Origin of the sequence: Leucobacter chinensis (genome assembly GCF_019049105.1) — a bacterium.
Taxonomy (GTDB): Bacteria; Actinomycetota; Actinomycetes; order Actinomycetales; family Microbacteriaceae; genus Leucobacter_A; species Leucobacter_A chinensis.
In genome coordinates this window covers 1-11051 of the sequence record NZ_JAHQZR010000015.1, presented here as the reverse complement: position 1 = coordinate 11051, position 11051 = coordinate 1, and the positions used below count along the sequence as shown (strand labels likewise).

The following is an 11051-nucleotide window of genomic DNA, read 5'->3' as shown; positions in this document are numbered from 1 at the left end:
TCGCTTCGGGGCGGCCTAGAAAAACCGTGGCGCGTCGCGCTACACGCCGACTCCGGCGGTCGCGGCGGCGCTCTCGCTCACCGCGGCGGCGTTGTGTGGGGCGCCCACGTCGTTCGCCGACCCAATCGGCACTGTCTGCCGCCTGAGTTCTGGCTTATCGACCTTGCCGACGGGGTTTCTCGGCAGGTCGCTCACGACCTCGAGCCTCGCGGGCACCTTGATTTTCATGAGGCCAGCCGAGCAGTGGGCAAGCAACTCGGCAGCGGTCGCCTCGCTGCCGGACTGCGTGACGACGTAGGCAACGGGAACCTCACCCAACGTTGGGTGTGGTGCGCCGACGACGGCCGATTCGAGCACTGCCTGGTGAGTCGCGAGATGCGCCTCGATCTCTTTCGGGTAAATGTTCTCGCCGCCACGAATGATCATGTCTTTGATGCGGTCGACGATGCTCAGATAACCGTCTTCGTCGAGCACGCCGACGTCGCCCGTGCGCAGCCAGCCGTCAACGACGGTCTCGGCGGTCGCCTCTGGCCTGCCGAGGTAACCGCGCATGACCGTGGCGCCCTTGATGCGCACCTCGCCGCGCTCACCCACCGCAACCTCGGCTCCATGCTCATCGGTGAGCTTGAGCTCCTGGCCCACCACCACGGGCCCCACGGTTCCGAGCTTCTGTGGCCCGCGCAGGGGGTTGCCCGCCGAAACACAGGTCGCCTCGGTGAGGCCGTAGCCCTCGATGATGAGCAGCCCGAAACGTTCGGCACACAACTGCAGCAGCTCGCGAGACACCGGAGCCGCCCCGCAAATCACGAAGCGGATCGAGCTGAAGTCGGTACTCACGTCGCTCGGCAACTGCACGAGCCGCGCGAGAATCGCGGGCACGACCGAGAAGTACGTCGGCCGGTGCTTCTCGATCGCCTCAAGGAAGGCGACCGGCGCAAACCGCCTCAAGATGATCGTCGATCCGCCAACCGACATGGGTGCCAGCCAGCTCACGCAAATCGCGTTGACGTGAAAGAAGGGCAGCACGACGAGCGCGCGCTCTTCGGCGGTCATCTCGGCGTGAGCGGCCATGCCGCGCGCCATCGCGTCAAGGTTGGCGTGGTCGAGCATGACGCCCTTCGGCTGGCCCGTCGATCCGCTCGTGTAAATGAGCAGCGCGATGCTCTCGGGGTCGATCTCTATAGTCCCGGCGTCACCCGATCGCTCGGTGCGCATCGCGGCAACGTCGAGCACCGGCACGGCCGAACCCGGCGCGGTGAGGCCCGGCAGCCGGTCGAGAATGCTGCGCTCGGTGAGCAGCAGCTTCGCCGCCGAATCTTCGAGCTGGTAGCTCAGCTCTCGCTCGGTGAACGTCGGGTTGATCGGGGTCGCGGTGACCCCCGCGATCCACGCCCCGAGCATGCCGATGACAAGCTCGATGCTGTTCTCGAGCATGATGCCGAGCACCTCGCCCTCGGCCACCCCGAGCTCAGCGAGCTGCTCGGCAAAGGCGAGCGCCAAGTCTTCGACCTCGGCGTAGCTCAGTATGCGATCTTCGTCTCCGAGGCAGTCGTTTCGTGTGCCCGCGGCGGGCGACTCCCAAAGCAAATGTGTCAGCGTCATTGCCGTCCCTTCTGAGCCGATCGCCAGTGATCAGCTTCCCAATGGCATTGCCCCATGGTACGAGCAGTGGGCCGCGCGGTTCAGGGACGTTGTTGGCCCAGTTCGCGTATTGGGGTGTGCAGTTTGCACCCCGCCGCGCTATTCTCAAACTCACCACCCGCCAAAGGAGCCCCTCATGCCGCCAAGCACCGCCGAAATCTGGTCGTTCGTTCACGACGAGCGCGGCAGGCTCGCTGACGATCTCGCGCACCTCACCGACGACCAGTGGGCCACCCCCTCGCTCTGCGCCGGGTGGAGCGTGCACGACGTTCTCGCCCACCTCGTCGACACCGCTCACACGGGCAAGCTCGCCTTCGTGGGCAGCATGATCGCGAGCGGCGGCAACTTCGATCGTGCCAACGAGCGGGGCGTGAAGCGGCACCAGGGTGCGACGGGCGCGCACACGCTCGAGGCCTTTCGCGCGGCTCGCACCCTCACGAAGTCGCCGCCCGCAAGCCCAAGTACCCGACTCGTCGAGGCCATCGCGCACGGCGAAGACATTCGGCGCCCCCTCGGCATCTCGCACGAGTACGAGGCCTGGGCAATACACGACGCCATCGACTCCCTCGTGCGCACGCCGGCCTCGTTTGGCGGCTGCCGCGAGCTGGCGACGCGGGTGCGTCTCGTGACCAATGGCGGCGGATCATCCTGGGGTGAAGGCCCCGAGGTGACGGCGAGCGCCCTCGACCTGCTGCTCACGGCGACGGGTCGCGAGGTCGGCGAGGGCAGGCTCTCAGGCCCGGGCGTCGCGCTCGTTAGCGAGCATCTCGCGCGCTGAGGCGGTTGAAGAGGGTCGCCTCTGGCGCCGCGTCCTGCGTTGCCTCTCGCGCCGCCTCGCGAATCTCGTCGAGCGTCGAAGCGGTCATCGCTCCGGCAAACCCCATGCGCTCGGCCAGCGCTTCGCCACCTTCGGCCAACTGACCCGCGATGACCGCGCAGGCGACCCCGATCCCCCGGCTCGCGCGCAGCACCCCAGCAACGACCTTGCCGCTTTCAGACTGCCCGTCGAAACGCCCCTCGCCGGTGAGCACGAGGTCGGCCCCTCGCGCCGCTTCTTCGAAGCCGACGAGCCCGAGCAGCGAGTCGATGCCGCTCACGAGTTCTGCCCCGCACGCGGCCCAAAGGGCACCCGAAAGCCCCCCGCCGGCGCCGGTGTATGCAACCCCGATCGGGCTCCTCGGAAGCGTCTCGGCATACCCGCGCAACCGCTCCGTCACCCCGTCAATCTCTCCCGGCAGCACGCCCTTCTGCGGCCCGAACACCTCAGCCGCCTGCTCGTAGGGAGTCTCGACGTCGGTGAGCACGGCGATGGTGGCGCCGGCATGCCTGGCCCCCTCGCCGCTTGCCACGGGCCCGAAGCCCGCCTCGCTCAGGGCCTCGATCGCTCCGCGCCCGCCGTCACTCGTTGAGCTGCCGCCAACCGCGACCGTCACCGAGCGGCACCCGGCACGCAGCGCATGGGCGATCTGCAGGCCCGTCCCGCGGGTCGAAGCGCGCAGAGCATCGAAGCCCTCGAGCTTCGCAAACTGGATACCGCTCGCGACCGCCATCTCGACGTAGGCGTGGTCGCCCACCCGTAAATAGTGCGCGGTCAGCGGGTCACCCATGGGGTCAACCGTGCTCGTCTCGACGTACTCGCCGCCGAGCACCGCGTGGATCGTCGCAATCGTCCCCTCACCCCCGTCAGCGATCGGCAGGCAGATCGCGCTGCCGCCCGCCGCGCGCACCCCGTCGCGCATTGCCTCGGCGACCTCGGCCGCCGTGTGCGTTCCCTTAAACGAGTCGGGCGCGCACACCACGATCGCCGCCCTGCCTGCCTGCTCCGTCACACTGGCCTCCTGCGCCGCTTCGTCCGGGCCGCGCGTCGGCCCCTTCACCTATTACAGCAACAAACCGTGCCCGCTGGGTGGGTTTTACGGGCGTACAGCGTAATGCTTCTTCGCTCTGGCCCGTTCTCGGGCGGTTCTCGCCGACCGCCCGTCCCGCTCGCCCGCTCGCCCATTCGCCCGCGCGCCCGCTCGCCCGCTCGCCCGCTCGCCCGCTCGCCCGTCGAAAGGTCAAAAAGTGTCGATTTTCGCTCGATTTTCGACACTTTTTGACCTTTCGATGAGGGGGGGCACGAGGGTAAGTGGGCGGTCGAGCACGCGCAGTGCCACGTTAGGCCTCGTGCAATGCCACCTCACGCAGCGAGTGCAGGAACGACGATTCGTGGCGTTCAATATGCTCGAGAATGAGCCGCTGGGCGTCGAGAGCGTTACGGCCCACGACCGCGTCGTGAATCGCCTGATGCTCATACACCGTCGCGGCGACCTCGGCCGCCTGAGAGGCGTCATGACGCTGCAACTGCAAGAGCGCGTAGGCCGTCTGATTGCCGCTCTGCTCGTAAAACTTGTCGATGCCGGGACTACCGATCAGGGCAATGATGCTCGCGTGGAAGCCCACGTCGGCGCGAGCGAGCTCAGGGCTCAAGAGGCCGCCAGCCGCGGCATCACGAATGCCCTCCATCGCCACCGTGACCCTCGCGAGCTGCTCTTCTGAGGCGACCGACACGAACCTCGCGCCCTCGAGCTCGAGCACGCGCCGAATTCGGTACAGGTCGTGCACGTCGGCCATGGTGAATACCTTCACGTGTGCGCCCTGGTTGTGCTTGTGAACCACAAGGCCCTCGCTCGCGAGCAGCAGGAGCGCCTCGCGCACGGTGCGTCTCGAGACCTCAAAAAATTGCGCCAGCGCTATCTCACGAAGCGGTGTGCCACTTGAGAGAGAGCCCTCGAATATTTGCGAACGCAGGTCATCTGCGACCGCCACAGCGGTTCTTCCCAATCAACTGCCTTTCAATAACGCTTGCCCGTGGTCAACCTTATGCAAGGGCACCACAAATGTTACACAGTTTCTAGAGAATGATCACCAATTTTATTTGATTTCACCTTCCCTATTGATAATTGGTGATCAATCTCATAATGTAATGCCCCAAGGAACACGTCGGGTTCCGAAACCACTCAACGAGGAGATTCACCGTGCGAAACCGCAGAACCGTGCGAAACCACAGAACCGTGCGAAACCACAGACTTTTGTTTGGTGGCATTGCCGCCATAGCCGCAACGACCCTTGTCGCACTGACCGGGTGCTCGGCAGACAACGACACCGCCAAAGATCCGGCAGCCCCCGCAGAGACCAAGACCGAGGTGGTTGACGAGATTCGGGAGCTCTTGCCGAAGCGCATTCAAGATGCCGGCGTCATCAAGGTTGGCACCGAGGCCTACTACCCGCCGTATGACTACTTCGGTGATGATGAAGAGACCATCGTTGGGCTTGATCCTGATTTGTTGCACGCGCTCGGCGGCATTCTCGGGGTCGAGTTTGCTATCGAGAACATGGCGTTTGACGGGCTCCTCCCGGCGCTCGAGGCGGGACGATTCGACATGGTGTCTGGCGCCCTCGGCACGACCGAAGAACGCATCGCTAAGTATGATTTCGTCACCTACTTCTCAGCGACGCAGGGCATCACGACCGTTGCCGAGAACCCGAAGGGCATCAAGGGTAAAGACAACCTGTGCGGCTTGAATGTTGCGGTGCTCGACGCCTCGTACCAGCTGAGTCTGCTCGAGTCGTTCAACGACAATGAGTGCGCCTCGAACCCCATGAAAATTCAGGCGTTCCAGTCTGACTCAGACGCACTCATGCAGTTGCAGAACGGCCGCGCAGACGCGCACATCGCCCAGTACCCGGTCGCGGTCTACAACGCGACGACGTTTGGTGATGGCAAGAAGTTTGCGGTCGTCAACGATGAAACCTTCGGGGCGCAGCTGCTCGGCAAGATCTTCAGAAAAGATGAGCAGGAACTTCGTGACGCTGTTCAGGCCGCGATGAACGAGCTCATTCGTTCAGGAGCCTACGGCGACATTCTTGAAGAGCACGGCCTCGCGCTCGGCGCGGTCGAAACCTCAGAGATCAACGTGGTGGCTGAATAATCATGACCGCCGAAACTTCGTCGCCACGGCGCAGCGAACCGTTTGCCAATGCCGGCTCAATGACGGGCCCCATCAACGCGGTGCCCGTTCGCAAGCCAGGCCAGATCATCGCGGGAACCATTATCGCTGTCGTGGTCGGCTGGCTTGTCTTCACCGTCGCAACCAACCCCAACTTCAACTGGGGCATTGTGGCCAAGAACCTCACCGCCCCGAGCATTCTGCGCGGGCTCGCTACTACCAGCACCCTGACGGTTCTCGCGATGCTCATCGGCATCGTCCTCGGCATGCTGCTGGCCGTCGCGAGGCTCTCAAAGAACTCCGTGTTGCGCAGCGTCTCGCTCGCATACATTTGGCTCTTTCGCGGCACGCCGCTGCTCGTGCAATTGCTGCTCTGGTTCAACCTCGCCCTCTTCTTTCCACGAATCGGCTTCGGTGACTTCTCGGTCGACACCAATGCACTCATCACGGCGTTTGTTGCCGCGCTTCTTGGCCTCGGTCTCAATGAGGGCGCGTACATGGCCGAGATCATGCGCAGTGGCATTCAAGCGGTTGACGCGGGCCAGGCCGAAGCCGCCTCTGCCCTCGGCATGCGACGTTCGCTTGTGATGCGGCGCATCATCTTGCCTCAGGCGATGCGGGTCATCATTCCCCCGACCGGCAACAACCTCATCACCATGCTCAAGATGACCTCGCTCGTAACGGTCATCGCGGCCCCCGACCTCCTCAACCGCGCCCAGGCGATCTCGGCCAAAAACTTCTACGTGTTTGAGCTGCTTATCGTCGCGAGCATCTGGTACATGCTGCTCACGACCATCTTTACACTCCTCCAAATGCAGTTGGAGCGCCGCTTCGCGAAGGGAACCGTCGCAACGGGAGCAAAGATGCGCAAACGCATCGTCAAGAATCTTGCCCCCGGAAGGGTAACCAACACCGAACTCATCGAAGCCATCGGCGAACGGAGAACACCATGACCGAGACCATACGTGACGCAAGCATCCCAATGGTGAGAGCACTCAATGTGCACAAGTCGTTCGGCGATCATGAGGTCTTGCGCGGCATCGACTTTGAAGTACCAAAGGGCAGCGTCGTCTCGCTCCTAGGGGCGAGCGGGAGCGGCAAGTCGACCTTTCTTCGCTGCATCAACACTCTGGAGCGCCTCAATGAGGGCCGCATCTGGGTCGACGGCGAGCTCGTCGGTTACCGCGTGCGGGGCGACAAACTGCACGACCTAACCGAGGCAGAGGAGGCCATGCAGCGCCGCAAGACGGGCATGGTATTTCAACGGTTCAATCTTTTTGCGCACATGACAGCCCTCGAAAATATCATCGAGGCGCCGATCCGCGTCTTGCAAAAGTCTCGCGCAGAGGCGATCGAGCACGCGCACCAGCTACTCGAGCGGGTTGGCCTGAGCGATAAATACGGCCACTACCCGGTGCAGCTCTCTGGCGGACAGCAACAACGCGTGGCGATCGCGCGAGCGCTCGCGATGCAGCCCGAGCTCATGCTCTTCGATGAACCAACATCGGCCCTCGATCCCGAGCTCGTGGGCGAAGTGCTCGACGTGATGCGTGAACTCGCCGAAAGTGGCATGACGATGATCGTGGTCACCCACGAGATCGGCTTCGCGCGCGAAGTGTGCGACAAGGTGGCCTTCTTGCACGCGGGCCGCATCGTCGAAGAGGGCGACCCCCAACAGGTACTCGTTCACCCCGAGCACGAGCGCACTCAATCATTTCTCTCAAAGGTCTTATAACCCATGTCTACCCCACCACTCGCACTCTTCACCGACCTCACCGACCTCTCGATCGAACCCGCCAAACGCATTCTTGCCGAGCACGGGTTTCGCAGCGAGGTGCTCGAGGTCGACGCGTCGGGCGTCGTTGCTACCCACCAGCGTGAGGCGGTCGCACTCATTGTCGGGTATCGGCAGCTGACCGCCGATCTGCTCGCGCAGTTCGGGAGCCTCGGCATCATTGGCACGACGAGCAACGGTTTCGACATGATCGACCTCGATCACGCCCGCGAACGCGGCATTTGGGTCACGAACGTTGGGCACGCAGCGACCGAAGAAGTCGCGGTTCACACGATGTCGCTGATTCTCGCCGCCGAGCGGCACCTGGGAGCCATGCAGCACATCGCCCGTGAAGGGGGCTGGACCACCGAGGTCACGCTCACCCCTCGGAGGCTCAGCACCCTGACGCTCGGCATCGTTGGTTTTGGCAAAATTGGTCAGGCCGTTGCCGAACTCGCCAAGCCGTTCTTCGCCTCGGTAATCGTGCACGACCCCTCACAAACGGGTGTGCTCGGCGAGGTCACCGCGCTACCACTCGACGAGGTCGTCGCGGGTTCAGACGTACTCTCGCTGCACCTGCCACTCACCGCCGAGACCCACCACATCATCGATGCCAAAGCGCTCGCGAGCATGCGACCCGGCGCGACCCTCGTCAATGTTTCGCGCGGCGAACTCGTTGACGAGACCGCCCTCCTTGAGGCTCTCGATACCGAAAGGCTCTCGGCAGCGTGCTTTGACGTGCTCGACACCGAGCCGCCCAGCCCGCAGCACCCCATGCGCACCCACCCGCGAGTGCTGCTCACGCCCCACGTGGCTTTTCTTTCGAGCGGATCGCTCACGCAGTACGAAGAAACCGCTGCGCTCAGAATCGCCGAGTGGCACGAGAACGGCAGCCCCAGCGAGTGGGTCCTGCGAGGCGCCGAGCACTCACCCATGACCAAGACATTGCACGACGCACACAGTAAGGAACAGTGAACTATGAACGGCACCCCACGCATTGGCGGCGACCTGGCGCTCGAAGCCATCACCGCCCTCGGCGCGACAGCGGTCGTCGGCCTTCCCGGCCAACACGCCCTCGGCCTCTTTGACGCGCTGCGCCGCAGCTCGCTCACCTACCTCAGCTCGCGGGTCGAGAATAACGCCGGTTTCATGGCCGAGGGGCTTGCCCGATCGACCGGAACCGTCGCCCCGCTCCTGCTCTCAACGGGCCCAGGGGCGCTCACCTCGCTCGCGGCGCTCCAAGAGGCCAAGCTCTCGTCGACACCGGTGCTCGCGATCGCCGCTCAGGTTCCGGTCGCAGGGCTTGGCGGTGGCCGCCATGGCTTTCTGCACGAGTTGCCTGAGCAGAGCGCGGCCTTCGCCCAGGTGGTCAAGCACGTTCGAACGGTGCGCACGATCTCGCAGATCGTTCCCGCGATTCACGAGGCCTGGCAGATCGCAGAGTCGGCTCCTGCTGGCCCCGTTCTCGTCGAGATTCCGCAGGACATTCTGCTCGAATCGGCCGATGCGCTTCCCGCTGTCGCCCACCTCACCTCTACTCCTCAGACACCGGCGGTGCCAGCCGAGCTCGTTGCTGCCGCTGCGGCGACCCTGTCGAGCGCCGAGAGGCCCGTCATTTTTGCGGGCGGCGGGGTGAAAACCCCGGCCGCTCGCGAGGCACTGCGTGAACTCGCCGAGCGCCTTGGAGCACCCGTCGCGACCACGTTCGGGGGCAAAAGTGCCTTCGCCTGGGACCACCCGCTGAGCTTACAGAGCTGGATCGAAGACCGTCACACCACCGATGCCCTCGAACAGGCCGACGTCTTACTCGCCGTCGGTACGGGCCTTGGCGAACTCTCAAGCAACTATTTCACGTTGCAACCGGGCGGATCATTCATACACATCGAGGCCGACCTTGGCAAAGTCACCTCAAACCACCCCGGTCTCGGCATTCATGCGGCTGCCGAAGACGCTCTGCCGGCGATCGTTGATCTCGTATCGGTTACCGACAGCGAGGCCAGGCAGGAGCGTGGCGCCCAGTGGGCAGGCTCGGTGCGTGAGCGGGTTCAGCAGCGCATCGACTCGCAGCCCCTGGCCAAGGAGCGGCAACTGCTCGAGGGCTTGCGCGCTGCCGTTGCGAGCGACGTCGACACGTTCTGGGACATGACGGTTCTTGCGTACTGGGCCTGGTCGGCCTGGGACCCTCGCGGGGGTCTCTTCGCATCGGCCCAGGGCGCCGGAGGGCTCGGCTACGGGCTTCCCGCCGCGATGGGCGCAGCACTCGGCATTGAAGTAGCGGGCGACACACGGCCGGTTCTCGCGGTTTCAGGCGACGGCGGTGCCATGTACAGCATCGCTGAGCTCGCGACGCTGGCTCAGCACCAGCTCGATGTCACCTGGCTCATCATCGACGACGGCGGCTACGGCATCTTGCGTGACTACATGGAGGCAGCGTTTGGCGCCTCAACCGCAACCGAACTGAGCCGCCCTAATTTCGTCGAACTCGTTCAGTCCTTCGGCATCGAGGCCGAAATCGTCGAGGTGGCTGACGCCCCGCAAGCGGTCGCCGAATCGCTCGCAGCCAAGGGCCCCCGGGTAATCGTCGTTGAGACGCACCTCGACCTCTTCGCGCCAACCCACCTCGACGCCTAATTCACCCCTTCATAACACCCACCTCACAGGTTTAGGAGAACACCTCATGCCAACGTTCATTGCTTCAGATGAGACCTCGATTTACTACGAAGATTTCGGAGAGGGAACGCCGATCGTCTTTATTTGCTCCGGCAACGCGACCCACTCAATGTGGGAGGAGCAGGTGGCGGGGCTCGCTCCCAAGCACCGCACCATCACCTTCGATTGGCGTGGCACCGGCCTTTCTGGCCGACCTCGCTCGGGATACACCGCAGAACGCGCCGCCGAAGATCTTGCCGAGCTGCTTGAACAGGTGGTTGCCGCTCCCGCCGTACTGGTCGGGCATGGCATGGGCGGGCACCTCGCAATTCTTGTTGCGGCGAAGCACCCCGAGCTTGTGTCGGGCCTCGCCGTTGCAAGTTCAGGCCCCTGGTACGCCGGTGAGCGCGACGGTCTCGTCGGCGGAATGTCGATGGAGTTCATCGAGGGTTCAGTCTCGGGAACCGGCCTCACCTACCCAGATGTCATGGCAAAGATGACCGATACGTACCTCTTCAAGAACCCGGTGAGCGACATCGTGCGCACCGCAACCATCTTGCAGCAGCTCGAATGGCCCCTCTACGTGCTCGACGCGTACGACATCAACATGCGCGATCTCGACCACCGCGCCTACCTCGGTGACATCACCCAGCCAACCGTGATTCTGCACTCAAAGCACGACACGAAGCAGCGTTTCGAGGGCGCGTCGGTGCTCCAGGAGGCGATCCCGAACGCCGAACTCGTGGTCTTTGAAGACAGTGCCCACGCGATTCAGGCCGAAGAGATCGAACTGTTCAACGCCTCGCTCGAACGTCTCGTCGACCGGGCAAACGCGGCGGCGTAGCCGCTTCCCCTTCGTGGGGCCACTTTCGCACGCCGTGTGGTCATTTTCACACACCACGTGGTCAAAAGGTGTCGATTTCCCTCTTTGCCAGGCTGGTTGTGAGTCACTCACCCATCTATTGAAGAGGAGCCCCTGGTTTGTCTATCGTGCCCGG

General features: G+C 63.8%; 10 protein-coding genes. 7 read left to right on the top strand and 3 right to left on the bottom strand.

The window, feature by feature from the left end; genetic code table 11:
* Positions 1-39: 39 nt before the first annotated feature.
* Positions 40-1602, bottom strand: a complete 1563-nt coding sequence (locus KTJ78_RS12070) for a class I adenylate-forming enzyme family protein (RefSeq protein ID WP_217136144.1) — start codon at positions 1600-1602, stop codon at positions 40-42.
* Between the two features lie 175 nt (positions 1603-1777).
* On the opposite strand from KTJ78_RS12070, the gene KTJ78_RS12065 reads away from it, so the two are divergent.
* The gene (locus KTJ78_RS12065) at positions 1778-2419 is read left to right on the top strand and encodes a maleylpyruvate isomerase family mycothiol-dependent enzyme (protein WP_217136142.1); all 642 of its coding nucleotides are present in this window, start codon (positions 1778-1780) and stop codon (positions 2417-2419) included.
* On the opposite strand, the gene KTJ78_RS12060 is transcribed toward KTJ78_RS12065, so the two are convergent.
* Together KTJ78_RS12060 and KTJ78_RS12055 are read right to left on the bottom strand one after the other, a co-directional pair.
* Entirely contained in the window at positions 2397-3470 is a 1074-nt protein-coding gene (locus KTJ78_RS12060) for a glycerate kinase family protein (RefSeq protein ID WP_217136140.1), read from the bottom strand. The two genes, KTJ78_RS12065 and KTJ78_RS12060, sit on opposite strands and share 23 nt — an antisense overlap.
* A 328-nt stretch (positions 3471-3798) precedes the next feature.
* Positions 3799-4449 (bottom strand): GntR family transcriptional regulator, encoded by a 651-nt coding sequence (locus KTJ78_RS12055; RefSeq protein WP_217136139.1) that lies wholly within the window; start codon positions 4447-4449, stop codon positions 3799-3801.
* 245 nt (positions 4450-4694) lie between these two features.
* Between KTJ78_RS12055 and KTJ78_RS12050 the strand changes: the two genes are divergently transcribed.
* The 6 genes from KTJ78_RS12050 to KTJ78_RS12025 are packed head-to-tail and all read left to right on the top strand — an operon-like array spanning position 4695 to position 10897.
* Positions 4695-5612: an ABC transporter substrate-binding protein gene (locus KTJ78_RS12050; protein ID WP_217136137.1), complete on the top strand. Its 918-nt coding sequence runs from the start codon at positions 4695-4697 to the stop codon at positions 5610-5612.
* 2 nt (positions 5613-5614) lie between these two features.
* On the top strand, positions 5615-6583 hold the full coding sequence (locus KTJ78_RS12045) for an amino acid ABC transporter permease (protein WP_217136135.1): 969 nt from the start codon (positions 5615-5617) through the stop codon (positions 6581-6583).
* On the top strand, positions 6580-7365 hold the full coding sequence (locus KTJ78_RS12040; protein ID WP_305853344.1) for an amino acid ABC transporter ATP-binding protein: 786 nt from the start codon (positions 6580-6582) through the stop codon (positions 7363-7365). The genes KTJ78_RS12045 and KTJ78_RS12040 overlap by 4 nt, the downstream gene beginning before the upstream one ends.
* A 3-nt stretch (positions 7366-7368) precedes the next feature.
* Positions 7369-8379: a C-terminal binding protein gene (locus tag KTJ78_RS12035; protein ID WP_217136133.1), complete on the top strand. Its 1011-nt coding sequence runs from the start codon at positions 7369-7371 to the stop codon at positions 8377-8379.
* A 3-nt stretch (positions 8380-8382) separates the two neighbouring features.
* A complete protein-coding gene (locus KTJ78_RS12030) occupies positions 8383-10035 on the top strand; it encodes a thiamine pyrophosphate-binding protein (RefSeq protein ID WP_217136131.1) in 1653 nt (550 codons plus the stop codon).
* Between the two features lie 46 nt (positions 10036-10081).
* Positions 10082-10897 (top strand): alpha/beta fold hydrolase, encoded by an 816-nt coding sequence (locus KTJ78_RS12025; RefSeq protein WP_217136129.1) that lies wholly within the window; start codon positions 10082-10084, stop codon positions 10895-10897.
* Positions 10898-11051: the final 154 nt, after the last annotated feature.

Coding starts and splice junctions, on each gene's coding strand:
- KTJ78_RS12070 (WP_217136144.1), bottom strand. CDS start 1,602: ATGACGCTGACACATTTGCTTTGGGAGTCGCCCGCCGCGGGCACACGA.
- KTJ78_RS12065 (WP_217136142.1), top strand. CDS start 1,778: ATGCCGCCAAGCACCGCCGAAATCTGGTCGTTCGTTCACGACGAGCGC.
- KTJ78_RS12045 (WP_217136135.1), top strand. CDS start 5,615: ATGACCGCCGAAACTTCGTCGCCACGGCGCAGCGAACCGTTTGCCAAT.
- KTJ78_RS12040 (WP_305853344.1), top strand. CDS start 6,580: ATGACCGAGACCATACGTGACGCAAGCATCCCAATGGTGAGAGCACTC.
- KTJ78_RS12035 (WP_217136133.1), top strand. CDS start 7,369: ATGTCTACCCCACCACTCGCACTCTTCACCGACCTCACCGACCTCTCG.
- KTJ78_RS12030 (WP_217136131.1), top strand. CDS start 8,383: ATGAACGGCACCCCACGCATTGGCGGCGACCTGGCGCTCGAAGCCATC.
- KTJ78_RS12025 (WP_217136129.1), top strand. CDS start 10,082: ATGCCAACGTTCATTGCTTCAGATGAGACCTCGATTTACTACGAAGAT.